Annotated in this window: 23 protein-coding genes; 18 read left to right on the forward strand and 5 right to left on the reverse strand. The window is 67.5% G+C overall.

Annotated features, from left to right (window positions below; translation table 11 throughout):
- The first annotated feature begins 126 nt into the window (after nucleotides 1-126).
- Both ABD255_RS02500 and ABD255_RS02505 read left to right on the forward strand, forming a co-directional pair.
- Nucleotides 127-3,168: a type I restriction endonuclease subunit R gene (locus ABD255_RS02500; protein WP_344209259.1), complete on the forward strand. Its 3,042-nt coding sequence runs from the start codon at nucleotides 127-129 to the stop codon at nucleotides 3,166-3,168.
- A gap of 69 nt (nucleotides 3,169-3,237) precedes the next feature.
- Nucleotides 3,238-4,788 carry a serine/threonine-protein kinase gene (locus tag ABD255_RS02505; protein WP_344209261.1) on the forward strand — a complete coding sequence of 517 codons (1,551 nt, stop codon included), beginning with the start codon at nucleotides 3,238-3,240 and terminating at the stop codon, nucleotides 4,786-4,788.
- A gap of 267 nt (nucleotides 4,789-5,055) precedes the next feature.
- On the opposite strand, the gene ABD255_RS02510 is transcribed toward ABD255_RS02505, so the two are convergent.
- Complete coding sequence (locus tag ABD255_RS02510) at nucleotides 5,056-5,550, reverse strand: SLOG cluster 4 domain-containing protein (RefSeq protein ID WP_344209263.1); 495 nt, start codon at nucleotides 5,548-5,550, stop codon at nucleotides 5,056-5,058.
- Nucleotides 5,551-5,562: 12 nt separating this feature from the next.
- Nucleotides 5,563-7,026, reverse strand: coding sequence for an NsdA family TPR-like regulatory protein (locus tag ABD255_RS02515; protein ID WP_486336041.1), 1,464 nt, complete (start codon nucleotides 7,024-7,026; stop codon nucleotides 5,563-5,565).
- 154 nt (nucleotides 7,027-7,180) lie between these two features.
- On the opposite strand from ABD255_RS02515, the gene ABD255_RS02520 reads away from it, so the two are divergent.
- The 14 genes from ABD255_RS02520 (at nucleotide 7,181) to ABD255_RS02585 (ending at nucleotide 20,861) form a co-directional block, all read left to right on the forward strand.
- Nucleotides 7,181-8,530 carry a helix-turn-helix domain-containing protein gene (locus ABD255_RS02520; protein ID WP_344209267.1) on the forward strand — a complete coding sequence of 450 codons (1,350 nt, stop codon included), beginning with the start codon at nucleotides 7,181-7,183 and terminating at the stop codon, nucleotides 8,528-8,530.
- Nucleotides 8,527-9,078 carry a GNAT family N-acetyltransferase gene (locus ABD255_RS02525; RefSeq protein ID WP_344209269.1) on the forward strand — a complete coding sequence of 184 codons (552 nt, stop codon included), beginning with the start codon at nucleotides 8,527-8,529 and terminating at the stop codon, nucleotides 9,076-9,078. The genes ABD255_RS02520 and ABD255_RS02525 overlap by 4 nt, the downstream gene beginning before the upstream one ends.
- Nucleotides 9,079-9,379: 301 nt before the next feature.
- Nucleotides 9,380-9,604 carry a hypothetical protein gene (locus tag ABD255_RS02530; protein WP_425554362.1) on the forward strand — a complete coding sequence of 75 codons (225 nt, stop codon included), beginning with the start codon at nucleotides 9,380-9,382 and terminating at the stop codon, nucleotides 9,602-9,604.
- Nucleotides 9,605-10,055: 451 nt separating this feature from the next.
- Nucleotides 10,056-11,204, forward strand: a complete 1,149-nt coding sequence (locus ABD255_RS02535; protein ID WP_344209271.1) for a hypothetical protein — start codon at nucleotides 10,056-10,058, stop codon at nucleotides 11,202-11,204.
- Nucleotides 11,197-11,820 carry a 3'-5' exonuclease gene (locus tag ABD255_RS02540; protein ID WP_344209273.1) on the forward strand — a complete coding sequence of 208 codons (624 nt, stop codon included), beginning with the start codon at nucleotides 11,197-11,199 and terminating at the stop codon, nucleotides 11,818-11,820. Before ABD255_RS02535 ends, ABD255_RS02540 begins: the two co-directional genes overlap by 8 nt.
- Entirely contained in the window at nucleotides 11,795-12,484 is a 690-nt protein-coding gene (gene tmk, locus ABD255_RS02545) for a dTMP kinase (RefSeq protein WP_344209275.1), read from the forward strand. Before ABD255_RS02540 ends, tmk begins: the two co-directional genes overlap by 26 nt.
- A gap of 194 nt (nucleotides 12,485-12,678) precedes the next feature.
- The gene (purD, locus tag ABD255_RS02550) at nucleotides 12,679-13,950 is read left to right on the forward strand and encodes a phosphoribosylamine--glycine ligase (protein WP_344209277.1); all 1,272 of its coding nucleotides are present in this window, start codon (nucleotides 12,679-12,681) and stop codon (nucleotides 13,948-13,950) included.
- 256 nt (nucleotides 13,951-14,206) lie between these two features.
- On the forward strand, nucleotides 14,207-14,707 hold the full coding sequence (locus tag ABD255_RS02555) for a hypothetical protein (protein ID WP_344209279.1): 501 nt from the start codon (nucleotides 14,207-14,209) through the stop codon (nucleotides 14,705-14,707).
- 37 nt (nucleotides 14,708-14,744) lie between these two features.
- The gene (gene purB / locus ABD255_RS02560) at nucleotides 14,745-16,190 is read left to right on the forward strand and encodes an adenylosuccinate lyase (protein WP_344209500.1); all 1,446 of its coding nucleotides are present in this window, start codon (nucleotides 14,745-14,747) and stop codon (nucleotides 16,188-16,190) included.
- Between the two features lie 3 nt (nucleotides 16,191-16,193).
- Nucleotides 16,194-16,550: a hypothetical protein gene (locus tag ABD255_RS02565; RefSeq protein WP_344209281.1), complete on the forward strand. Its 357-nt coding sequence runs from the start codon at nucleotides 16,194-16,196 to the stop codon at nucleotides 16,548-16,550.
- A gap of 52 nt (nucleotides 16,551-16,602) precedes the next feature.
- Nucleotides 16,603-16,950, forward strand: coding sequence for a hypothetical protein (locus ABD255_RS02570; protein ID WP_344209283.1), 348 nt, complete (start codon nucleotides 16,603-16,605; stop codon nucleotides 16,948-16,950).
- Between the two features lie 63 nt (nucleotides 16,951-17,013).
- Complete coding sequence (locus tag ABD255_RS02575) at nucleotides 17,014-18,246, forward strand: bifunctional glycosyltransferase family 2/GtrA family protein (RefSeq protein ID WP_344209285.1); 1,233 nt, start codon at nucleotides 17,014-17,016, stop codon at nucleotides 18,244-18,246.
- Nucleotides 18,246-20,420 (forward strand): ArnT family glycosyltransferase, encoded by a 2,175-nt coding sequence (locus ABD255_RS02580; protein WP_344209287.1) that lies wholly within the window; start codon nucleotides 18,246-18,248, stop codon nucleotides 20,418-20,420. The genes ABD255_RS02575 and ABD255_RS02580 overlap by 1 nt, the downstream gene beginning before the upstream one ends.
- An 18-nt stretch (nucleotides 20,421-20,438) precedes the next feature.
- Entirely contained in the window at nucleotides 20,439-20,861 is a 423-nt protein-coding gene (locus ABD255_RS02585) for a hypothetical protein (protein WP_344209289.1), read from the forward strand.
- A 3-nt stretch (nucleotides 20,862-20,864) separates the two neighbouring features.
- Here the strand turns inward: ABD255_RS02585 and ABD255_RS02590 are convergent, their stop codons facing one another.
- Complete coding sequence (locus ABD255_RS02590) at nucleotides 20,865-22,262, reverse strand: FAD-dependent oxidoreductase (RefSeq protein ID WP_344209291.1); 1,398 nt, start codon at nucleotides 22,260-22,262, stop codon at nucleotides 20,865-20,867.
- Nucleotides 22,263-22,328: 66 nt separating this feature from the next.
- The gene (locus ABD255_RS02595; RefSeq protein WP_344209293.1) at nucleotides 22,329-22,913 is read right to left on the reverse strand and encodes a TetR/AcrR family transcriptional regulator; all 585 of its coding nucleotides are present in this window, start codon (nucleotides 22,911-22,913) and stop codon (nucleotides 22,329-22,331) included.
- Between the two features lie 47 nt (nucleotides 22,914-22,960).
- Here ABD255_RS02595 and ABD255_RS02600 point away from each other — a divergent pair, with 47 nt between their 5' ends.
- A complete protein-coding gene (locus ABD255_RS02600) occupies nucleotides 22,961-24,097 on the forward strand; it encodes an FAD-dependent monooxygenase (protein WP_344209295.1) in 1,137 nt (378 codons plus the stop codon).
- Nucleotides 24,094-24,969, forward strand: a complete 876-nt coding sequence (locus tag ABD255_RS02605) for a phosphoribosylaminoimidazolesuccinocarboxamide synthase (RefSeq protein ID WP_344209297.1) — start codon at nucleotides 24,094-24,096, stop codon at nucleotides 24,967-24,969. Before ABD255_RS02600 ends, ABD255_RS02605 begins: the two co-directional genes overlap by 4 nt.
- Here ABD255_RS02605 and ABD255_RS02610 read toward each other — a convergent pair.
- On the reverse strand, nucleotides 24,966-25,454 hold the full coding sequence (locus tag ABD255_RS02610) for a hypothetical protein (RefSeq protein WP_344209299.1): 489 nt from the start codon (nucleotides 25,452-25,454) through the stop codon (nucleotides 24,966-24,968). The two genes, ABD255_RS02605 and ABD255_RS02610, sit on opposite strands and share 4 nt — an antisense overlap.
- Nucleotides 25,455-25,614 lie beyond the last annotated feature (160 nt).

A 25,614-nucleotide genomic window follows, 5' to 3' on the forward strand; every position in this document is an offset into this window, starting at 1 on the left:
ATGCATACGGAGGAGCCGTTTGAGGAGGCTATTGAGGGTGGGTTGCTTGCTTCGGGGTGGTTGAAGGGGCGGGCGGATACGTACGATCGCGAGCTGGGGCTGGATGGCGATCAGTTGGTGCCGTTTGTGCGGGATTCGCAGCCGGTGGAGTGGGACACGTTGCTGCAGTACGCGGGCGGGGACGTCGCGTTGGCTGAGCGGGAGTTCCTGCGGTTTCTGGCCAAGGAGATCGACAGCCGCGGCGTGCTTGATGTGCTGCGGAATGGGGTGAAGGATCGCGGGGTGCGGATCCGGCTGGCGTACTTCAGGCCGGCGCATACGGTGGCTGACGACGCGTTGGACGAGTACCGCAAGAACCGGTTGTCCGTTACTCGCCAGCTTCGGTTCAGTCAGGAGAACACCAATGAGCTCGACCTGGCGCTGTTCGTCAACGGTATCCCGGTTGCTACTGCGGAGCTGAAGAATCACCTCACCGGGACGACGGTTGAGGACGCGAAGAAGCAGTATCGGGAGGATCGCGATCCGAAGGAGCTGCTGTTCGCCAAGCGGGCGCTTGTTCATTTCGCCGTTGATCCGGAACTCGTGTTCCTCACCACGAGGCTCCGGGGCAGGGACACGACGTTCCTTCCGTTCAACCAGGGTACGGGCGGCCCCGGGAACACCGGCGGCGCGGGGAACCCCGAAGTACAGGAGGGTGGGTCGGGCTATCGGACCGCCTACTTGTGGGAGCAGGTCTGGAACCCGGACAACTGGCTTGATCTGCTCAAGCGGTTCCTGCATGTGGAGGACCCGAAGACGGCTAGGAGTAAGGGCCGGTCGAACGGACGAACGAGTGTGCACGACCGTGCGATGATCTTCCCGCGCTATCACCAGTGGCACGCCGTACGAAAGCTCACTGAGCACGCCGCCAGGAACGGATCTGGCAACAACTACCTCGTGATGCACTCGGCCGGCTCGGGGAAGTCGAACACGATCGCCTGGCTCGCGCACCGGCTGTCCACCTTGCATGGCTCTGCCGAGCCGGACGCTCTCGACGAGAGCGCAGTACAAGAAGGCCGGATCGCCGTCAATGAGCCGGTATTTCACAAGATCGTCGTGATCACCGATCGGTCGGTGCTCGACAAGCAGCTGCAGGACACGATCTATCAGTTCGACCACACTCCTGGAGTTGTCGAGCGGATCACCGGTACCGCCGGGTCGAAGTCAGCCGAGGTGGCCAAGGCGCTCGACAACACCGCAACGAAGGTCGTCATCGTCACCGTGCAGACGTTCCCGTACGTGCTTGAAGGCGTGTCCGGGCTAGCAGACAAGCGAATCGCGATCATCGTCGACGAAGCCCACTCTGGGCAGTCGGGTGATTCGGTCGCAAAGCTCAAGAAGGTACTGCGAGGGCTGGGCGCCGAGGAGACTGGAGACGACGACGATCCGCTGACGTCGTCCGCCATGGCGCGCGGCCGCCACCCGAACTTGTCGTACTTCGCCTTTACTGCGACTCCGAAGAGCAAGACACTACAGTTGTTCGGCATCGACGACACGGTTGGCAAGAAGCGGGCCTTCCACATCTACTCGATGCGCCAGGCGATCGACGAAGGCTTCATCCTCGACGTCCTGCGCAACTACACGACGTACAAGACCTATTGGCGGGTTGCGAAGGAAGGCGCCGAGGACATCGAGGTCAACCCGGACAAGGCCGGCGCGGAGCTGGCCCGGCTGGTCTACCTCGATCCCGCGACGATGCTTGCGCACGCCGAGGTGATCCTGAGGCACTTCTACGCAAACACGCGCAAGCAACTCGGTGGACGTGCCAAGGCGATGGTAGTCACTCGGTCGCGGGAGAGCGCAGTACGGATGTATCGAGCGCTACACGAGAAACTCGACGATCTGAGCATGAGCGATCCCGGAATCCTTGTCGCGTTCTCCGGCAAGCTGAGCGTGGACGGTGCCGAATACACGGAGCCGGTGATGAACGGGCACATGCCCGAGAGTGAGCTCCCCGGCGCCTTCGCGTACACGCGCGCCGATGACCCGAACGCCAAGGCGCGCACGGGCGGCAAGGACGGTGCGCCCCTGCGCACGGAGTACCGGATCCTTGTCGTCGCCGACAAGTACCAGACTGGCTTCGACCAGCCGCTGCTCACCACCATGTATGTCGAGAAGCCGCTGGCGGGCGTTGCCGCGGTACAGACGTTGTCGCGGCTGAATCGCACGCACCCACTGAAGAACCAGGAAGACCTGTTCGTCCTCGACTTCGCCAATAATGCTGAGGACATCCAAGAGGCCTTCAAGCCCTACTACGAGGAGGCCGTGACTACGCCGGTCGATGAGAACCTGCTGTACCAGAAGCAGCGGGCAGTCATGGACCACCAGCTGATCGTCGAGTCGGAGATGCAGGCCTTCGTTGACGGCTATTTGGCTTCGCAGCCCAGTTCGGCCGTGGAGGCCGGTGGGCGGAGCTGGGAACAGAAGCATGCTGGTCTGTATCGGCACGTCGACCCGGCAGCTGAGCGGTTCAAGAAGCTTGCCGCGGAGGACCACGATGCGGCGGAGCTGTTCCGTAGTGATCTCTCCGACTACGTACGGAAGTACGGGTTCCTGTCGCAGGTCATCCAGTACACCGACGCGGAGCTCGAGCGACTTTACCTGTTCGGCAAACACCTGCTGAACCGCCTGCCGGCGCGTCAGAACCCTGCGCTGGATATCGGTGAGGTCGACCTGACTCACCTGCGAGTCAGCAAGACCGGTGAGCACGATGTCGGGCTGGAGCCTGAAGGGGAACAGGAGTTGCCGGGCTTCGACGAGGGTGGCGGAGGGATCGTCAAGGACCCGAAGACTGCGCTGCTGTCGGAGCTGATCGACGACTTCAACAACCGGTACGGGCTGGGCCTGAGCGAGGCCGACAAGCTCATGTACGAGGAGCGGGTCGTTGCCGCGGTCGAGGATCCAGATCTTCAGCAGGCGGCTATCGCCAGCCGGAACGAGGGCGATTTCGAGATGCCCTTCAACAAGAAGTTCCAGGACATCATGGTCGAGCGCGCCGAGGTCGACACGAAGTTCACCGAGAAATACTTCTCGGACTCCGAGTTCCAGGGCCGCCTCACCCGCGAGGCACGCAAAGCGGCGTACCGGATGATCCGGCGCCGGCACAACCTGCCGGACACCACGGCCTGACTCTCCGTGTCCGTGGACGCGCAACGTGATCGGCGGCAGACTGTTCGGTGACACCTGGGGAGGAGATGCGTGCCTGAGCAGGCGAGAGTTATCGCCGGGCGGTACGAACTGGCTGCACCGATCAGTCGTGGCGGTATGGGGGAGGTCTGGCGCGGGTACGACACCGTGCTGGACCGGGATATCGCAGTCAAGCTGATCCGGCCTCAGCTCCTGATGGTGGACGAGGAGCGTGAGGAACTGGTCGGACGCTTTCGTCGTGAGGCCCGGGTCATGGCGAAGGTGGAGCATCCCGGTGTGCCGGCGGTGTACGACGCTGCCTTCGACGACGGGTCGAATCAGCTGTTCATCGTGATGCAGTTGATCCACGGTCCGTCGTTGTCCGACGTACTGGCAGAGGAGACGCGGCTCGTTCCGTCCTGGGCCGCTTCGGTTGCGGCGCAGATTTGTTCGGTGCTCTCCTACGCCCACGCTGTGCCGGTCGTCCATCGGGACCTCAAGCCGGGCAACATCATGCTGGCCCGCGGTGGTGTCGTGAAGGTCCTCGACTTTGGAATTGCGGCGCTCCTGCGCAGCGACGTCACCAAGCTCACTTCGACTGGCCGGGTCATGGGTACGAAGCCGTACATGTCACCGGAGCAGATTCAGAATCTCCCGGTGACTCCGCAGACCGATCTCTACGCGCTCGGTTGCCTGCTCCACGAGATGCTCAGTGGTCAGCGAGTTTTCGATGCCACGGAGGAGATCGCGCTGATGTATCAGCACCTGGAGAAGCCTCCGACGCCGCTTCGAGAGCTGGAAGCTGGGATCCCCGCCGACCTGGAGCGGTTGGTGCTCGATCTCCTGGCGAAGAATGCCAGTGACCGGCCGGAGAGTGCTTGGGCCGCATATGACCGCTTGGTACCGCTTCTGCCGCCAGCGGACAGCCTCGCATCGGATACCGAGCAGCCGGCGGGTGTGATCCCGGACCCCACTCGCCCATTTCGGAGGCCAGCTGCACCGCGACCGCGTCCCTCGATGCTCACGCGTGACGTGGCAGCGCTGCCGGCAATTCCCGAGATCGACCTCGACGAGGTGGATGAAGCCCTCTCTGAGGCCGAAAGACTGGTTGACGAAGAGAGATTTACCCAGGCATCTGAGATGCTCTGCGACTTGTTACCGAGAGCATCAGCTTCCTTCGGTTCGGACAGCGAGCAGGCTCTGGACTTGCGCATCAGCTACGCGGCCGCTCTGTATCTGGGTGGGGACTATCGCAAGGCGGCGCCCGAGTTCGAGGCGCTCGCCAAGACGTACACACTCGACGGTAACGACACGGAGGAGAGTCTGGATTACCGCCGCCAGGCAGTCGCGTGCCGCGTCGCGCTGGGGGAACTCGATGCCGCGATTCCAGAACTCGAATCGATCGTCCGGGCGCAACACCGCATCGATGCCTATGGTCGTGACTACCTGTCGCTTCGGTTGGATCTTGCGCGCCTTCGCGTCAGCGCCGGCGATCCTGAGCAGGCAGTTCAGGAGCTGTGGCCGCTGTACGAAGACGCCGTACGCATCCTGACCCCTAGCGACGAGCTGTCTGTCGAGATCGATGAGATGTTCCGTCGCCTGCGCGCGACCAGGGGACGGTGATTAGGCGGGCTTATGGTGCCGCAACTGCGCAAAGCACGCGCAGGGTCACCACCCTCTTCAACGGCGATCAGAGCTGCGAGCTGGGCCACTCGGCGGCTGTGCTCTGCCATGGACTCCGGATCGCCGGCGCCGGCCTGCCACCAACCGGTCTGGCGGAGTCCCTTGAGGACACCCAGTTCGTTGCCGAAGGCGACGACTCCAGATGCGTCTCGGTCAGTGGTCTCGTCAGTCACGACTCTTGCCTTTCTGTCGTCGGTCAGCGAGTTGCTATCCGTCGGTTGGTGGCGGTAGCTGCGTGGCGAGGGCCTGCCGTACTGCGTCCTCGGCCGATGCTGCGATCTCGATGCCGGGAACGGGCCGGCTAGAAGCATCGAGCAGTTGCCACCCGTCGAGAGAGATAACCGGTACGTCGCCTCGGCGCTTGGCGAGGGCAAGTTCGCTGAGAGTGCCCCACGACCCACCGACGACGATCACCGCATCCGCTGACCAGACGATCACGGCGTTGCGGGCTTCGCCAAGGTTGGTGACGATCGTGACTGACAGATCTGGGGACGAACCTTCGCGCGAATTGTTCGGCCGGATCCCGACAACGAGTCCATCGCGGCTACGTGCACCGGCTGCCACGGCGGCCATCACTCCGGAGCCACCGCCACACAGCACAGTCGCGCCGGCCTCGGCGAGAAGTTCACCGATCCGGCGGGCGGCTTGGCGGTTGGCCTCCGTGCAGTCGCGAGGACCGCACACTGCTACCTGGAACTTCATCCGATGTTTCTATCAGGCGGGAAGCTGAGGCGCTCCCCCGCCGGCCGAGTAGCTGCAGAACTGATCCAGTTGGTCGCGTAGGTCCCCAGCGGCCGCAGAGTCGGCGTACCGGTCGTTTGTCAGGCTGGCCGCGATTTTCAAGGTCCGCTCGATCACCGGCATGGTTCGGCTCTCGACAGGCAACTGCAGGACTGGGGCGAGGTGCTCCGCGCCAGCGTCGAGGTCGTCCAGGCCGAAGTGCGCGGTGACGAGATCGAGTTGTGCTGCCGCGACGAGTTCCGGTGACCGGCCATGTCCTGCGGCGAACAAGGCGAGGGAACGCTCGGCATCAGCGACAGCTTGGTGGAGATGAGCGGTTCCCCCGAGCGCTATGTGGGCCTCGGCTGCGTAGTAGGCGGCCTTGCCTGCTGGGAAGTAGAACACGCCAGGTGCAGGCTGCTGGTCGAGGGTGGCCTCGATTGAGGACCCAGCCCTCTGCAGGACCCGAGTGGTTTCGTGTTCGTCTCCGAGCGCGGCCAGGGCGCGCGCCTCCTGACTGGCCAGCCGCAGCATGCTCTCGCCGACCTGGGCGAACTGCTGGCCGTGCCGGGCGAGGTCGGCCGATCTTGTGTAGTCGTGCTGCCAATAGGCGACCTGGGACTGGACCCAGCGGATGTAGGCGCGCTGATGATTGTCTCCGGATAGGTCTGCGCACAGCCACGCAGCGCGGGTGTGGGTGTCGACGCCGTAGGGCTGCCCGAGGTCACTGCTCAAGTGAGCAAGGAGAGAGCTGACCAGGCCGGCGACCCTGTAGAGCTCCTTGGCGTGCTCGGGCCGTGGATGGCCTTCGAGCATCTCGAACATTTCGGCGCGTAGCGCACTTAGGGGCTTGAACATCGCGTAGGGCGGGCGACGCAGGTACTGCTCAGCCAGGTTGACCACGTCAGCTTCCAGCTGTTCCAGCACCTCGCTGGTCAAGACTGCGCCGGCGCGGCGGACGAACCGCGCGGAGTCCTCGGCAGCCATCAAGAGCTCCTCGTTCAACGACAACGGTTGGTCAGCTTCACCAGCTGACACAGCCGCGCCCCCCACGGGCGGATTGGCGTGTAGAGACCGCGCCATTGCGGTCGCTACCGGTGCGACCGTCGACGATGCCGACGGTGGTCCAACAAGTTCAGCGAAGGGGTGTCCCCAGACGGCCTCAGCGACGCGGCGGGTGGCCGGGTGCGCTGAGTTCTGCTCGCCTGCCATCAACCGCCGTAAGTGCCGAGTTGACAAGGTGGCGTGTGCATCCAGATCCCCGGCGTGCGCCGCGAATTCTTTCACCGCATCGCTGGTCGACTGATTTCGGTCTTTGATCAGCCGTGCAAGCAGTGTGCGAGGTTCCGCCTGGTTCACGTCGGCGCCTCCTCTCTTGAGCAGGTGTTGTTCCTTCAGCGTAGTTGGCCGGCCGGGACTCGGACCGACGACTTGGAGCTTCCGCCGGACCGGGCCCACAGATGTCCACTGCAATGGTCAAGATGTCCGCAAGCTGGCCGCTTGCAGGCCTATCCCTGTCCGGCACACCCGGTGCAGTGTCGCCTCATCGGTTTTGCGGGGGTCCCTGCCTCTGTTCCCGGCTCTGCCGTCGACGTCGCACGACGAACGGGAGATGACAGTGAACGGCTCACGGTTGGTGATACCGACGTGGGACAGTCCACCGCGCCCAGAATTCGGGGACATCCGCGGATCCGCAGCGACGCCCGGAATTCAAGCGCTCAATACCCCAGCTGGCCAGGCCGCACTGATCAGCGGCGATCTCGGACGGATCGTCCGAGTGGTCCGCGAAGCCGTGCAGCTCGATCAGGCCGACGTCGCCAGGCTCGCCAACTCGGCCCAGGCTTCCATCTCCCGCGTGGAGTGCGGGAAGCGCAACGATCCCACGTTGCTGACCGCGATCTGTGCAGCCCTGGGGATTCTGCGGGCCGATCCGCCTGCACAAGACCCGGCATACAGTGAGGACATGCGTCGCCGAGACCTGTTGAAGAACATCGCCGCCGCCGCGTCTGCAGCCATGCTTCCCGCGGTAGTGACCGATCCGGCCTGGGCCGGTCGAATCGGATCAGCTGACATCGAAGAGTGTTGGGCAGCGCTGCATCGCCTGCAGAACCTCGAAGACCAACAGGGTGGCGGGACGGTCTACCAACTCACCGCCGGCATCGCAAACCACCTCCAAGACGCAGTAGGCAGCGCCTCCTACGGATTCGCCACCGGCTGCAGACTGCGGGAAGTGACCGCCGTCGCCGCCGTCCGGGCCGGCTGGCAAGCCTTCGACTCCAGCCGCCGCGAAAGCGCCCGCCGCTGGTGGCTCGAAGCCAGCCACCTTGCCGACCTCGGCGAAGGCGCCGATCAGGCCCGCGTCATGGCGCTTGCAGCCATGGCCGTCCCCGCCCGCGAAGCAGGCCGAGGTCAGGAAGCGATCGGCTTGGCCCGAGCCGCCCGGAAAGCCTCTGGCCCAGACGCACACCCGAAGCTCCTCTCACTCCTCACCGCCCGCGAAGCGATCGGGCATGCAGGCATCGGAGACACCGCCGAATCCGCCCGGTGTCTTGCCAGAGCTCGGCAGTGGCTCGACCGCGACAGTGCAGGCGACGCGCCCGCCTGGCTGTCGTTTTGGGGACAAGGCGACCTCGCAGTCCACGAGATGCACTGCGCACGGGCAGCTAAGAACGCCCGCGCCGCAGAACGCGCGGCACGAGAAGCTGTCCTTGCTAGCAGCCCCGAAACCGGGCTACGCAACCACACGATCTACTCCGCTTACCTAGGCAACGTCCTTGCCTGCACCGGCAAACTCGACGAGTCGATCAGCGTCACCAAGTACGTCCTCGGCTCTGGCGCGATCGCCGGATCGCGCCGGATCGCAACCGAGGTCCGCAAGACCGCAACGGTGCTGGCCCGGCAGACCTACCTCCCAGCCATCCAGCTAGCCTCGACAGTGGAGCGATTGGTGCCAGCCGCATGAGTAACCTCAACGACATCCAGCTCAGTGTCTTCGGCCCAGCCGAGGCGGCCGACCAGCTCGACGTCGTCAGTGAGCTGTACGTCGACGTGTTCTTCCCCCCGCCACACAACAAGGGCCAGCTTGAGCTCGGCCGGATGAGGGGCGCGTGGCCACGCCGGCTGAAGGCCCCCGGCTTCCGCCTGGTTGTCGCTGACAGCGAGGGATCCCCGGCCGGATGTGTCTACGGCCACCAGCTCGCTGCGAACACTGGCTGGTGGGCCGGCGCGGTCGACCCACTCCCCGATGACGTCGCCAACGAGCAAGAGGGTCGGACCGTTGCGATCATCGACATGCTCGTCCGCGAGCAGTGGCGCCGCTGTGGTCTCGCCGAGGCGATGCACGACACCCTCCTGGCTGATCGCACCGAGCAGCGCGTGACCCTGCTGGTGAAGCCGGACAACACCCCGGCGCGGCGCGCGTACGAAAAGTGGGGTTATCAGCAAGTAGGCCGGATCCAGCCGTTCCCCGACGCGCCGGTCTTCGACTCGATGGTCAAGAACCTCCGCTAAGCCGATCAACCGACGCGCCTCAACTCTCCAGGGTTGGGGCGCGTTTTGTTGTACTCAGCAACGACTTCGGCTGTGCCGTATCCCGATGTTGAATATTCGCCCACACACTGCCCGGTTACGTGGATGGTGATTGAGCGGCTACAGGACGGCGCCGCGACCGCCGAGGTCGGGCCTATCTCCCGGCCTCGGCAGACCACCACCCGTAGGGGGAGATGACCACGATGAACGACTGGATGGCCGCCATGTATGCCGTCGCGATTTTGTTGATCGGTTATCTCGCGGCCACCGAGGTGCAGGACCGGTGAACGGCCAGGAGCAGTTGGAGACCAGATACCGCCGGGTCCGAGTGTGGTTCGGCGACACCGCGATCGCCGACTACCGCGCCGAGCCTGCCCTGGCCGCCCGGTACGAGGCCGCGATGTCGCGACGCTTCTCCGGGCTGCGCGTGACGAATGAACCGCTCACGCCGACCGATGCGGCATCGGTGATCGGTCGTGATTGGCGGTGCGTCGACTCTCACGGCTGACCGTCGCGATCAGGTGCCGGGCCGCGGCATGGTTTCAGCGGCTCAACAATCGGTTCCGTCGCTGGATGGACGAGGAGCGGTGAGCGAAGAGCCGCGCGCACGTCCAGCCGCTCGGTGCTCCGTCGAAGATGGACGAGATCGAGCGCACGACCGCTGCCACGGTGCTGCTTATGCGCTCGCCTTGAGCTGGGGGTGGGGCCCGACCGGGACTTCTTCATCCCGTTCAGCCGCCGGCAAGACTCCTCAACCGCTCACGCTCGGCCACGGCCTTGCCCCCATTGACCGGAGGCCTCGGCCTGTTCGCAGGCCCCCGGGCCGAGGACTCCGCCCCCGTTCCCGGTGAGCGGGCGCATTGATCCCTGCATCTGCGTCCGCTCACCGTTCCAATCCGTCGAACCGCTGTCTGGAGAGCAACCCAATGGATGCCACCTTCGTTCCCCTCTTGCCCACATTGAGCATCGCAGCTCTCCCCGACCGCGCCCGCGAGGTCGTCGAGTACCGCAAGTCCGGCCTCTCGCTGAACTACGTGCAGGGCTGCCCGCTAGGCTGCGCCTACTGCATCCGCCACACTTACGGATTGTGGGACGCCGACACCCCGGCGGCCCTGATGACGGACGCCGAAGCGGTCGAGCAGTTGGTTGGCCACCGCTACTTCAAGCCGCACACGACTCCGGTGCAGATCTTCAACCGGTCCACCGATCCCTTCCTGGCGGGCGTGAAGGACCACCTGTTCGCCGTACTCGAGGACCTCGACAGCCGCGGCCTGACCAACCACGTGCTGGTGATCACTCGCGCCGTCGTGCGTGGCGCCGACTGCGCTCGACTCAACGCACTGCAGAACCTCAAGGTGACGCTGCTGTTCACCTACTCCGGTATCGAGGACCGCCGTGTCGAGCCGTATCCGGGCTCGGTCGCGGCCGCGTCGCTACGCCGAGCGACGGCGTACGGTTCCGCGGCTGAGCCGCGCCGCTACCGGACGGTGTTGTACTGGCGGCCGCTGGTGCCGGGCCTGAACGACACCGACGAGCACCTGGACCGCGCGGTCGAGTTGTCCGCGGCCGCGGACGCCACGGTGTTCACCGGGCTGTTCTACCGCGACCAGATTGCCGACTACTACAGGGCCAACGGGATCCCCGAGCCGTACGCGGGCACTGCGCGCCGAAAGATCGTGCCCGAGTCCCTCGACAGCCGCGTCGTCGACGCCTTCGCTGCCCGGGCTGCCGGCGCGGCACCGCTGTTCCGCAAAACGTCCTGCGCGGTGTCGTACGTCCACGGTCTGCCGGACTACAACGGGCACTACGGGATCCGCGAACTATGCGACATCTGCCCGATGGCTCAGCTGAAGCTGTGCGCGGACGCGCACCAGGTACCGACGACGCGCGCGTTCCAGGATGCCGCCGCAGTACTGCCCGAGGCGGCACACTTGAAGGTGCTCGGCGTCGACGGCCGCGCGGTGCAGGTCGAGGGGCTACCGTCGGAGCAGCCCCGGTACTTTCTGCAGCACGCGTTCGCGTTCCAGGTTCACGACGCCGGGCACCCGCACCACGTCCATCGGCACGGCCGCGCGGACATCGGATGGGAGGCGACGACCAATGGCTGAGCCACGGACCCCGTGGACCGCGTTCGACTACGCCGTGGTCGACGTCGAAGGCAACGGCCAGCAGCCGCCCGATCTGGTGGAGATCGCGATCGTGCCCATCGAGAACGGCACGATCGGCACGCCGAAGAGCTGGCTGGTACGTCCTCCGCGGCCGATCACGCCGATGGCGCGCCGGTTCCACCGGATCTCCGACGACGAGGTCGCCGGTGCTCCCACGACGGCGGAGATCGCCGGCGAACTGCACACCGCGCTGAACGGGATGGTGTTCGTCGCCCACAACGCAGGCGTCGACCTCGGCGTGGTCGGTCGCGAGCTGCCCGGCTACCAGCCGCCGCAGGTGCTCGACACCCTGAAGCTGGCTCGACGTCTGCTGCCCGGGCGTGACTCCTACAAGCTCGGCGCCCTGGTCGACGCGTTCGGGCTGGCCGACGGCCTGCCGAGCGGCCTGGCCCCGCACCGGGCGACGTACGACGCGATCGTCTGCGCGCGGCTGGTCGCCCATCTGGCGTCACCGGTCGATGGTGACCCGCTGACGCTGACGGATCTGCTGGACACCATGGCCGGTAAGGCCTCAACGGGTAGCTCTGCCGATGACCCGGCTGCGACCCTCTTCTGAGACCTGCGCCGGACTCTTCGTCACCATCGACGGCCCGTCCGGCGTGGGCAAAACCACGACCATCACCCACCTCGCCCAGCTCCTGAAGGCTGACAGGGTTACGATTCAGACCACCGTCGAGCCATCCCGTGGACCAATCGGGAAGCTCGCCTACGACCTCACCGACACCGTCACCGGTCCGGCGTTGGCCTGTCTGTATGCCGCCGACCGGTACCACCACCTGCAGACCGAGATCCGACCGCTCCTCGCGGCCGGCCACCTCGTCCTGTGCGACCGGTACGTCCCATCCGCACTGGTGATGCAGCGCTTAGACGGGCTCGAGCTGGAGTTCCTGTGGAACCTCAACGCTCTGGCGGACCGCCCGCACCTGGCGGTGATTCTCACTGCCGACCCCGCCGTCATCACCGCCAGGCTGACTACCAAGGGGCCTCACAACCGGCTGCAGCGCCAAGCCGACAGCAGCGCGGCAGAGGCGCGCTTCTACGAGGAAACCCGCGACCACCTCGACCGGTCCGGCTACCGAAGCCTCCGGATCGACACCGGACCTCTGACGCCGCGAGTGGTGGCTGCCCAGATTCGCCGGGCAATCCTGCGCCTGCGCGAACCAGCCGCTGTGGAACTGGCGGCTGATACCGCGGCATCTGTGGATGGCGCGGATAGGTGAGCGTACCTCGACAGTCACCTCACTATTACCCATGCGCGGCTGGGTACACCCCGACCCGCGTCGCGGCACTGGGAGCGGTCGATACCACAGCCGATCGAATACCTCCAGTCAGGCGCAGTCTTACACCGCCCAGGGCCGCGCAAATTCAGCACACGCGTAAGTGCACCGAGGGCGATGCCCTAGGCTCGTGGCCCGTGAAGGTTCTAGTTATCGGCTCTGGCGGTCGTGAGCATGCACTGGTCTGGGCGTTGAGCCGGGATCCTGAGGTCGAGCAGGTGGTGGCGGCGCCGGGGAATCCGGGGATCGACGCGTTGCGGCCGTCGTACGACGGGCAGACGATCGTCTGCCGGCCGGTGGACATGGCGGACCACGATGCGGTCGTCGCGCTCGCTCGGGAGGTCGGGGCCGATCTGGCTGTCGTCGGGCCCGAGGCGCCGCTGGTGGCCGGGCTGGCCGATCCGCTGCGCGAGGCCGGGATCGCGGTGTTCGGGCCGTCCAAGGAGGCGGCTCAGATCGAGGGGTCGAAGGCCTTCGCCAAGGACGTGATGGCGGCGGCGAGTGTGCCGACCGGCCGCGCCTACGTCTGTACGACGCCGGAGCAGGCCGCCGAGGCGATCGACGCCTTCGGGCCGCCGTACGTGGTGAAGGACGACGCACTCGCCGCGGGCAAGGGTGTCGTCGTCACCTCCGACCGCGCTGAGGCGCTCGAGCACGCGGCCGGGTGCGACCAGGTGCTGATCGAGGAGTTCCTGGACGGCCCGGAGGTGTCGCTGTTCGCGATCACCGACGGCGTCACCGTGCTGCCGATGCAGCCCGCGCAGGACTTCAAGCGGCTCGGCGACAACGACGAAGGCCCGAACACCGGCGGCATGGGCGCCTACACACCGTTGCCCTGGGCACCGGAAAAGCTGGTCGAGGAGATCACCGAGAAGGTGCTCCAGCCGACCGTCGACGAGATGCGCCGCCGCGGTACGCCGTTCAGCGGCCTGCTCTACGCCGGCCTGGCGCTGACGTCGCGCGGCGTCCGGGTGATCGAGTTCAACTGCCGCTTCGGCGACCCCGAGACCCAGGCCCTGCTGCCGCTGCTGAAGACTCCGCTCGGCGGCCTCCTGTACGCCGCGGCCACCGGCAAGCTAGAGGACGCCCAGGCGCTGAGCTGGAAGTCCGGTGCGTCCGTGGCGGTGGTTGTGGCGGCCAAGAAGTACCCGGCCAAGCCCCGCAGCGGCGACACGATCAGCGGCATCGACCAGGCTGAGGCCGACGGTGTCCGCGTCTTCCACGCCGGTACCGCGCTCGAGAACGGCGAGGTGGTCACCGCCGGGGGCCGGGTCCTGGCGGTCGCCGCCACCGGCGCGGACCTCGACGAGGCCCGCCGGCGGGCGTACGCCGGTGTCGGCCAGATCCGGATCAAGGGCTCTCAGCACCGCACCGACATCGCCCTGAAGGCCGCCCGCGGCGAGCTCTGACCTCCACGGTTTTCGGTCCCCCGGCGAGCAGTCTCGCCGGGGGACTGTCGTTTTCGGTGGCAGAGGCCGAGAATTAGTTTCGTCGGTGTTGCAACCTTTTGGTGGGCTCGGAGTGTGTACCAGGTATGCCGACGACCTGGGGGAGCGAAGAAATGGTGGTGGCGGAAGAGTCGACGCAGGGGGAAGTACCGCCCGACCGACCGGGAGCCGACGAATCCGCCGATGACCGGGATGCCGGCTGCCGATGGCTGTGGCGATGACATCCAACACCGAGGTGGGGCAGCCCGCTTTCCCGGAGATCCTCACGCGGGCCGCGGCGAGGCGCGGCGGCTGGGCGACGTACTGGGCGGTGCTGGGCTGTGTGGTGCTGGTCCTCCTGGCGGCGTCTCGGCTGCTCGTCGGGGAGGACGACCACGGCGGCGCGGTACCGGCGACCCCGACGCCGTTCGTGATGGCAGTCGTCCCCGCGGTGGCCGAGCCGGGGCAGTTGATCGAGCTCACGCTGCCGACGGGCGATCTGCGCAGCGGCTACTTCACTCTCAGTCGCGCCGGGCAAATCCTGTACTACCTCGGCGTCGGGAGCCCGGTAGCCAAGCCGACGTGGTTCAAGGCGGTTGATGTCGAGCGCCTCAACCTGGCCCAGCCGAAGATCACCGGGGTCGGGCCTCACCAGTTGGTCGTCCCAGCCATCGCGACTGCCGGGACTTACCAGCTGTGCAGCGGCAACACCTGTGCGTCCCTGACCGTCTCTCGCTGAGACGGCCGAATGGGAGTACTGGGTGGTCTGGGAGACAATGGGGTACGTGCCGACTCCTAGCAAGCCCCTGATCCCGAACGTTCTCGTCGCGCGTTACGCGAGCTTGTCGATGGCGCAGCTGTGGTCGCCGGAGTACAAGATCGTGCTCGAGCGGCAGCTGTGGCTGGCGGTGCTGGGGGCGCAGAAGGAATTCGGGGTCGACGTCCCGGACGGGGTGATCGAGGACTACCGGCGGGTGCTGGGCCAGGTCGACCTGGAGTCGATCGCGGCCCGGGAGCGGGTCACCCGGCACGATGTGAAGGCGCGGATCGAGGAGTTCAACGCGCTGGCGGGGCACGAGCACGTGCACAAGGGGATGACGAGCCGCGACCTGACCGAGAACGTCGAGCAGTTGCAGATCCGGGCGAGCCTGGAGCTGGCGCGGGACCGGGCGGTGGCGACCGCCGTACAGCTCGGCCAGAAGGCGGCGGAGCACGCCGCGCTGGTGCTGACCGGCCGGTCGCACAACGTGGCGGCCCAGGCGACGACGCTGGGCAAGCGGTTCGCCTCGGCCGCGGACGAACTGCTGGTGGCGATCGCCCGGCTCGAGGACCTGATCGAGCGGTATCCGCTGCGCGGTATCAAGGGCCCGGTCGGTACGTCGCAGGACATGCTCGACCTGTTCGGCGGCAACGAGAAGCTGCTCGCCGGGCTGGAGTCGGAGGTCGCCCAGCACCTCGGGTTCCGCCGGACGCTGACCAGCGTCGGCCAGGTGTATCCGCGCTCGCTGGACTACGACGTGGTCTCCGCGCTCGTGCAGTTGGCGGCCGGGCCGTCGAGCCTGGCGACCACGATCCGGTTGATGGCCGGGCACGAACTGGTCACCGAGGGCTTCAAGGACGGCCAGGTCGGCTCGTCCGCGATGCCGCACAAGATGAACACCCGGTCCTGCGAGCGGGTGAACGGGCTGGCCGTGATCCTGCGCGGCTACGCCTCGATGGCCGGCGAGCTGGCCGGCAACCAGTGGAACGAGGGCGACGTCTTCTGTTCGGTCGTACGGCGGGTCGCGCTGCCGGACGCGTTCTTCGCGCTGGACGGGTTGTTCGAGACGTTCCTGACCGTGCTGGACGAGTTCGGGGTGTACCCGGCCGTGGTGGCGCGTGAACTGGAGCGCTACCTGCCGTTCCTGACCACCACCAAGGTGCTGATGGCCGCGGTGAAGAACGGGGTCGGCCGGGAGACCGCGCACGAGGTGATCAAGGAGCACGCCGTCGCGATGGCGCTGGACCTGCGCAAGGGCACCTCGGAGAACGACCTGTTCCGCCGGCTCGGCGAGGACGGCCGGCTCGGCCTGACCGAGGACCAGATCGTCGGCATCGTCGGCGAGCCGCTGTCCTTCACCGGCTCGGCCGTCGCCCAGGTCAACGCCGTCGTCGACCGGATCGACGAACTCGCCAAGCGCTACCCCGAGGCCGCCGCCTACACCCCGGGTGACATCCTCTAGTCCGTGTACGAACCGCTCACCTGGGTCCTGGTCGCTCTGTCGCTGGCCGCGATGATCTTCGCCGTGGTGCTGGCCGCTCTCGACCGCAGGATCAACTGGCCGCTGCTCGGTCTGCTCGGCGTCGTCGAGGTCGCCCTGCTCGCACAGTTGGTGGTGGGCATCATCCAGCTGACGGGGACGGACCGGGACGTGTCGGGCCCGTTCTTCATCGGCTACCTGATCGGCGCCCTGCTCGTACTGCCGGTGGGTGCCCTGTGGGCCTTGGCGGAGAGCAGCCGCTGGGGCGCCGGGGCGTTGGCCGTCGCCTGCCTGGTGATCCCGGTGCTGGAACTGCGGATGTACGAGATCTGGACCGTCTGAAGTGGCGGACCCGTCGGCGACCAGGCATGGGCCGGGCCGCATCCTGATCTTGGTGTACGGAGTCTTCGCGCTGGCGGCGACCGCGCGGGCCGCAGTACAGATCGCTACGCAGTTCTCGGTGGCTCCGGTCGCCTACGTGTTGTCAGCCGTTGCCGCGATCATCTACTGCGCGGCCACCTTCGCGCTCGCCAAGGCCACGGTGCTGTCCCGCCGGGTGGCGACAGTGGCGATCCTGGTCGAGCTGGTCGGCGTGATCACGATCGGTGCCTTCAGCTATGCCGTGCCCGAGGACTTCCCGGACGCGACGGTCTGGTCCCACTTCGGCCAGGGCTACGGGTTCGTCCCGCTCGTGCTGCCGGTGCTCGGCCTGCTCTGGCTTCGCCGTACCGCGAAGGGCTGACTCCCAGGAAACTCCCAGCCGCGGGCAGGGAGTGACTCAGGTTCACCGGACAGCATCGGTGACATGCAGATTTCAGGTCACCCTCGGGTCGAGATCGTCGTACCCGTTCGCAATGAGGAGTACGACCTCGGTCCGAACATCCGGCGGTTGCGGGAGTTCCTGGACACCGCGTTCCCGTTCCCGGCCGAGGTCTGCATCGCCGACAACGGCAGTACGGATGCCACCTGGGAGATCGGCTGCCTGCTGGCGACCGAGCTGCCCGGGGTCCGGGTGGTCCGGATCGAGCAGCCGGGCCGCGGCCGGGCGCTGAAGCAGGTCTGGTCCCGCAGTGACGCGGACGTCCTGGCCTACATGGACGTCGACCTGTCGACGAATCTGAACGCCTTGCTCCCGCTGGTGGCGCCGTTGCTGGCCGGCCACAGCGACGTCGCCATCGGCTCCCGGCTCGCGCGGGGTTCCCGAGTGGTCCGGCGGCCCAAGCGGGAGGCGATCTCGCGCGGCTACAACCTGTTGCTGCGGGCAACCTTGGGGACGCGGTTCTCCGACGCCCAGTGCGGTTTCAAGGCGATCCACCGGGACGTGGCCGCCGAACTGCTGCCGCTCGTGCAGGACACCAGTTGGTTCTTCGACACAGAACTGCTGGTGCTGGCCGAGCGCGCCGGGCTGCGGATCCACGAAGTACCGGTGGACTGGGTGGACGACCTGGACTCGCGGGTGGCGATCGCCAGGACCGTGGTCGAGGATCTGCGCGGAATCGCCAGGCTGAGCAAGGATCTCGGCCGCGGGCGCGTCCCGCTCGAACCGGTCCGGCAAGTCTTCGGCCGTCCCGCGATCGCCGATCCCAAGACCGCCCTGGCCGCCCGCGTACTGCGCTTCGCCGCGGTCGGCGTACTGAGCACGATCGCGTACGCCCTGCTCTACCTCGTACTACGGCACGCGATGCCCGCCCAAGTCGCGAATCTGCTGGCCCTGCTGATCACCGCCGTCGGCAACACCGCGCTCAATCGCCGGGTCACCTTCGGGGTCCGGGGCGTGGCGAACCGCGGCCGGCACCAACTGCGCGGCCTGGTCACCTTCGCGATCGGCTGGAGCCTGACCGCCTCCTCGCTGTGGTTGCTGCACGCGGCGGTCGCAGTACCGGCGAAGAGTCTGGAGGTCGCCGTGCTGACGGTCGCGAACCTGGCCGCCACGGTGGTCCGCTTCAGCCTGTTCCAGACCTGGGTCTTCGACGACGAGGCGCCCACCCTTCCCACCTTCGAACCCCCGGCCGTCCTCGACACCACCCGGAGCAACTGATGACCACGATCACCGAACCGACCACCACGGCGCCACCGCGCGCCGAGCCTGGCCAGGCGAGATCGCGCGCGCTCACCACGGCGTCCTCGATCGGCTGGGACAAGATCCTGTACGGCGGGCTGCTGGTGCTCACCGCGATCGCCTACCTGTGGGGGCTGTCCAAGAACGGCTACGCCAACGAGTACTACGCGGCCGCCGTGCAAGCCGGCTCCACCAGTTGGAAGGCGTGGTTCTTCGGGGCGTTCGACTCGTCGAACTTCATCACCGTGGACAAGACCCCGGCCTCGTTGTGGGTGATGGGGTTGTCCGGGCGGATCTTCGGGTTCGGCGTCTGGAGCATGCTCGTTCCGCAGGCGCTGATGGGGGTTGCCAGCGTCGGGTTCGTGTACGTGTCGGTGCGGCGGTGGTTCTCGGCCAACGCCGCGTTGCTGGCGGGCACGATCCTCGCGTTGACGCCGGTCGCGGTGCTGATGTTCCGGTTCAACAACCCGGACGCGCTGCTGATTCTGCTGCTGGTGGCGGGTGCCTGGGCGGTCACGCGGGCGATCGACTCGGAGAAGTACGCCTGGCGGTGGATGGCCCTCGCGGGCGTGCTGGTCGGCTTCGGGTTCCTCACCAAGATGCTGCAGGCGTTCCTGGTGCTGCCGGCCTTCGGGCTCGCCTACCTGATCGCCGGCAAACCTGCATTGGGCCAGCGGCTGCTGCACAGCCTGGTCGCGCTGGGCGCGTTGATCGTGGGTGCCGGCTGGTGGATCGCGATCGTCGAGCTGATGCCGGCCTCGGCCCGGCCGTACATCGGCGGGTCGTCGACCAACAGCATCATCGAGTTGACGCTCGGCTACAACGGACTTGGGCGGTTGAACGGCAACGAGACCGGCTCTGTCGGTGGTGGCACGGGCAATCCCGGTTGGGGTGGCGCTACTGGACTGCAGCGCTTGTTCGGTGGCGAGTTCGCGAGTCAGATCGCATGGTTGCTTCCTGCCGCGCTGTTGGCGACCGTGGTGCTGGTGGTTGCTGCCGGCAAGGCCGGCCGGACCGACAAAACGCGGGCGTTCGCGATCCTGTGGGGTGGCTGGTTGGTCGCCACCGGGCTCGTCTTCAGCTACATGCGGGGGATCATCCACAGCTACTACATGGTCGCCTTGGCTCCTGCGGTGGGTGCTCTGATCGGGGCAGCGGCGATGGTGCTCTGGCGGCGACGGGCCGAGTGGTTGCCGCGCGCAACACTTGCCGGAGGCGCCTTGCTGACGGCCGGTTGGAGCTTCTCCTTGCTGCAGGCGAACGCCACCTGGCAGCCGTGGTTGCGTTGGGTGATCCTGATCGCGGGGGTCGCGGCGGCTGGTCTGGTGATGATCCTGCCGGAGCTGAAGTCGCACCGTACTGCGGTACGCCGTACGGGGTTGTTCGCCGCGACCTTGCTGGCGTTGACGGCTTTGGCCGGGCCGGCGGCGTACTCGCTGGAGACGATCAGTACCGCGCATGCCGGAGCGCTTCCATCGGCCGGGCCTGCCAGTGCGAGCGGCGGCCGGATGGGTGGCGGTGGTCCGGGTGGCGGTGGCCGGATGGGACCGCCGCCGCAAGGAACAGCGCCGCGGGGAACAGCCCAGGGCGCGCCGGGCGCCGGCGCCGCGCAGGGCGGTGCGGGTGGATTCCTTGGTGGAGGTGGGATCAGTGGAGTTTCGAGTGAGCTGGTCACGCTGCTTCGGCAGGGCGCGAAGGGCTACACCTGGGCCGCTGCGGCGGTGACGGCCAACGGGGCGGCGCCGATTCAGATCGCGGCCGAGGTACCGGTGATGGCGATCGGCGGCTTCAACGGAACCGACGCGGCGCCGACGTTGGCGGAGTTCCAGGAGCTCGTTGCGAAGGGCAAGGTGCACTACTTCATCGGAAGCGGCAGAGGCGGCTTCGGCGGCGGACGTGGCGGCACCTCGAGCGAGATCAGCACCTGGGTCGCGGAGAACTTCCAGGCCCGGACCGTTGGCAGCACCACCATCTACGACCTCACCACGGGACCCAGGATTCGGGGACTGTTCCCAGCGCTCCGAGACAGACCAAGACGACCTGACGAACGACCGTTTGACCGGCGGCACCAACTGACAGGCACGGTCACTTGCAGCGCAGGAAGCGTGTCACCCACCGGGCGACACGCTTCATGCGTTCGTTTTAGTTACTGACGGGGTAAGGATCGGGACGTGGAATGGTCGAACATCACCTGGTTCCTGACCGCCCTGGGCGCAGTAGTGGTGTTGCTGACGCGCGTCCGGCTCGGCGGCGACAGCGCGAGCGGCACGCCCCGGTCGAGTGGCGTCGCGAGCTTCTCCTCGATCCTGGTGCGGATTCACACCACGGTCGGCGTGCTCACTCTGCTCGTCTGGATCGTTGCCCTCGTCACCGCCCGCCGGGAGATAGCGTTCCCGGCCCTCGCCGGGTGGTGGCTGCTGGCAATCGTCGGCCTGCTGATCCTGGCCCGTTGGTTGCCCAGCGCCAGCAAGCACGCCAAGGACAAGGCCACGGACGCGTGGGGTTCGGGGGCCGGCCTGTCCCTGCTCGGTCACGTCGGCACGGTCATCGGCGTCGGCTACTTCACCTTCATCACCCTCACCAACCGCCTGTAGGCCTCAGCCGACAGGCAGGTAGGTCCGGCGAAGGGCGCGGAGGAGGGTGAGCGGGCGAGCCAGTGCGGTCGGGTGGTCGAGCATGGTGGTGACGCGGTTGAACTGGTCGTTGAGGCGGTTGTCGTGCGCCGCGGCCTGGAAGATCAGGTCGGAGAACCACTTCACCAGGCGGTAGCCCCGCGGGAACGGCCCGTTGACGTGGGGGAGTTCGAGGTCGGCGAAGGTGGAGACCTGCCAGGCGGCGTCGACGACCACGCGGACCTGTTCGAAGTACTCGCGGGCCGGTTCGTCGAGGGACGGGCCGGAGCGCAGATACGCCGAGAGGCAGGAGGCATGCAGGGTCGCCGACGTCATGCCCTGGCCGTAGATCGGGTTGAAGGAGGCCACGGCGTCACCGGCGACGATCAGGCCCGCCGGGAATCGCTCCAGCCGGTCGTAGTCGCGGCGTCTGCTGTCGGCCTGGTGGTAGGTGATCACCTCGCCGACCAGTTCGCCGCGATCGGCGATCTGACCGAAGGCGGGCGGGAAGTCCTCCCGGCAGCGGGTGCGGAACTCCTCGACGTCGCGGCTCGGGCGGTCGTCGGCGTACCCCGCGACCAGGACCAGCCAGCGGTCGTCCTCGACGGCCAGGACGCCGCCCATCCGCGCGGTCTGCCCGCTGCTGGGCTGGGTCTGGGCGACCGAGACCCAGACGTCGCAGACCGCCGGATCCCGCTTGAACAGTGCGGTCGCGTAGTTCAGCTTGATCGGCATCCGCGTCAGCGCCGGCCGCGGCCACCCGGCCGCGCCCAGCCAGTCACTGAGCCGGCTCGACCGCCCGGTCGCGTCCACCACTAGATCGGCGACCTCGGTCACGATCCCGTCTTCGCCGGTTGGGTGGTAGCGGACAGCGGTGACCCGGTCGCCGGTGAAGTCGAGGCCGTCGGCACGTCCGTGGACGAGCTTGATGTTGCCGATCTCCAGCGTCCGCCGGCGGACCTGCGACTCCAGGAACGGCCGGGTGCTCACCAACGCCTGGCCGAGCGTCTCCCGCGGCGAGGCCGGACGCCGGATGCCGTTCACGAAGGTCTGCACCCCGGTCGGCGGCGGATCCACCGCGCCCGCGGCGACCACTTCAGCGGTGAAACCTGGAAACCATCGGTCCAGCTGGGCCTGACCGGCGGGCAGCAAGGCATGAACCTGGGTGCCCTGCGGTACGCCGGGACGCGGCAGTGCGGAGTCCGCGGAGTCGTCCCGCTCGATCACCAGCACTTCATCGGCGTGATCGCTGAGCACCCGAGCCGCCATCAGACCGGCCATGCTCGCGCCCAGGACGATCGCTCGCCGCATCATGACCCTGGTGTCGGCCGGACGTTCCGCGGTACTGATCCGGGCGTAGCGCTGTGCAGCTGACTCGACCACGAACGGCCCCCCAGGCGGCGTTTACGAAGATCCAACTCTAAGTGCCCGGGCGATCACTGCGCAGCGCTAAGCATGTCGCAACCCGGCCAGCAAAGCCGACAAAGTACTGCGTACCGCGTGCTCGTAAGCCTCCGGCGACAAGGTGGAGCCGGCCCCGGCAACCCGGTCGTACAGCAAACCGTCCATCATCGCCGCGACCGGCCAGGCCACCACCTCTGCGTCCGGAATCCCCAACGCGGCCAGCAGTTCGGCGAGGCGCTCCCGGAGCCGCCTGCCGCCCTGGATGATCGCGTCCCGGAGTTCGGGTTGCCGGCTGGCCTCGAGAGACAGCTCGTACCGCGCGATCAGGTCGTCCGGGCGTTCCCGCACCAGGTTCAAGATCATCCCGACCAGCAGTTCCGCCAGGTCCGGGTTCACCGCGGGCGGCGCAGTACCGGCGGTGAGGTCGCGGTCGAGCATCCGGTTGACGCAGGCGGTGAGGAGGGCGGCGCGCGTGCGCAAGTAGTACGACGTGGAGCCCGGTGGCAGGCCGGCCTCCGTGTCGACGGCCCGGTGGGTCAGGCCGCGGAGTCCGCGGGTGGCCACGAGATGGATGGCGGCATCGGCGATGGCTGCCCGGCGGTCCTCGCCGAGCGGCACCTTTTTCGTCACCGGGCACACTCTACCGTTCCCGACTCTACAGATGTAGAGTCCGAGTCATGAGGACAGCGATCGTGGTGGGAGCGGGGATCGGTGGGGTGGCGGCGGCCGTCGCGCTGGAGGGGTGCGGCTGGCAGGTCACAGTGCTCGAGCGGGCGGCCGAGCTGGGCGAGGTGGGAGCGGGAATCTCGGTCTGGCCGTCATCGGTCGCGGTGCTGGAGGAGTTGGGGATCGAGGGCGTGGAGAAGGCGGCCGTTCCGGCGGGAATGGCCGGGATGCGCAGGCCCGACGGCCGCTGGGTGGTCGAGGCGGCCGCGCTCGGGGTCGAGATCCCGGTGATGATCCACCGGGCGCAGTTGCACGAGCTGATCACCGACCGGTTCGGGCCGGGAGTCACCGTCCGCACGGGGATCACCGTGACCGGGATATCCCAGGACGCGGCCGGAGTCACTGTGACCGCTGGTGACGAGTCGCTCCGGGCCGAGCTGGTGGTGGCGGCCGACGGCCTTCGCAGCGTCGTACGGCGGGCGTTGCATCCGTCGCACCCGGGACCGCGGTACTCGGGCTATACGGCGTACCGGGGGATCGCCGACGTCGACCTCAGCGACGGGGGCGGGGAGACGTGGGGCCGGGGGCAACGGTTCGGGTTCGCGAAGCTGATCGACGGGCGGTACTACTGGTATGCCACGGCGAATCGTGAAGCAGGCTTGGCGTCTGACGCAGGTGAGGTCGCTCGGCGCTTCGGCGACTGGCACGACCCGATCCCGGCCCTGCTCGCCGGGACGCCGCCGGAGTACGTGCTGCGGAACGACATCTACGACCTGCCGCTGCCGCTGGTCCCGTTCGTCAGTGGTCGCGTTGTCCTGCTGGGTGACGCCGCGCACGCCATGACGCCGAACCTCGGCCGTGGCGCCTGTTCCGCCATCGAGGACGCCGGCGCCCTTGCTCGGCACCTGCGCGCAACTGAGGATCTGGCGACGGCGTTGGCGGCGTACGACGCCGAGCGGAGGCCGGTGACGGCCAAGCTGGTCAAGCGGTCCCGGGCGATCGGCCGGCTCGGCCAGGTCGACAACCGCATGCTCTGCGTACTGCGGGACGGGTTGCTGGGCCTCGGTGGCACAGCGGCCGGGCTGGCGGGCAGGTTGTCGGCCGGGTTGTCGGCGAGAAGGCGCCGGGTGGAACAATCGCGGATGTGATCACCCCTCCGCAGGCAGTTGAGATCCCGGGCGCGAAGCACCTCCACTCCGGCAAGGTCCGGGATCTGTACGAGTTGGAGTCGGGCGATCTGCTGATGGTCGCGAGCGACCGGATGAGCGCCTTCGACTGGATCCTGGACACGCCGATCCCGGACAAGGGCAAGGTGCTGACCGCGATGAGCCTGTGGTGGTTCGAGCAGTTGGACGTGCCGAACCACATCCTGTCGACCGACGTACCGGCCGAGGTCGCCGGACGGGCGGTGGTCTGCGAGCGGCTGGAGATGTTCCCGGTCGAGTGCGTGGCCCGCGGCTACCTGAGCGGCTCCGGGCTGCTCGACTACAACGCCACCGGCGAGGTCTGCGGCATCCCGCTGCGGTCCGGGCTGGTCGAGGGCTCCCGGCTGGACGAGCCGATCTTCACCCCGGCGACCAAGGCCGACCTCGGCGAGCACGACGAGAACGTCTCGTACGCCGCGGTGGTCGCCACCGTCGGCGCCGAGACCGCCGACGCGCTGCGCAGGCTCACCCTCGACATCTACTCCGGCGCCCACGCCACGGCCGAGCAGCACGGCATCATCCTGGCCGACACCAAGTTCGAGTTCGGCGCCCGTCAGGACGGCACGATCGTGCTCGCCGACGAGGTGCTCACCCCGGACTCCAGCCGGTTCTGGCCGGCCGACCAGTGGTCCCCGGGCCGGCAGCAGCCGTCGTACGACAAGCAGATCGTCCGCGACTGGCTCCAGTTCGAGTCCGGCTGGGACCGCAAGTCCGGCGAGGCCCCGCCGCGGCTGTCCGACGAGGTGATCGAGCGCACCCGATCGGCGTACATCAGCGCCTACGAACAACTGACCGGCGAGAAGTTCACCGGCTAGAACAGGCCGACACCGAGGGCCAGGGTGACGAAGCGCGCCAGCCGCCCGGCCAGTACGGACAGGCTGAACGTCACCACGCCCATCCGGCTCGCGCCCGCGATCAGCGCGACGCCGTACAGGGGTGGGATGCCGACCGACGAGCTCAGCAGGGTGACCGGGATGCCCCAGCGCCGGTCGCTCAGGGCGTCGAGCAGGCGCTTGCTGACGTCGCGATTCCACTGGATGAACCGGCCGCGGCGGGTGTCCAGATCGACCGGTTTGGGCTCCTTGCCCTTCTTCGCCGCGTACCCGGGGCGGTAGCGGACCGCCAGGAACATCGCCACCTTGCCGACGGTCTGGCCGACCGAGACGCCGACCGCGGCGACGACGGGATCGAGCGCTCCGGAGACGCCCACGCCGAGGACGTACGCCTCCGCGTTCATCACCGGGATGACGGCGGACCCGATCCCGAAGCCCACCGCCAGCGCCAACTGCCACAACCACATGGTCCCGAGGCTACGGCCCGGCCGCTGCCGGATCAGGTACCCCAGGCCTACCCCGGGGAGAAACCCGGGACCACCCCGTCCGGGCCTCCCGCACCCTTGACAAAGCGGCCGATGCGGGAGCAGTACGGCCGAGTCGGTAGGATTCAGGCGTCATCCCCGG

Origin of the sequence: Kribbella sancticallisti, assembly GCF_039530625.1 — a bacterium.
GTDB classification, from domain to species: Bacteria; Actinomycetota; Actinomycetes; order Propionibacteriales; family Kribbellaceae; genus Kribbella; species Kribbella sancticallisti.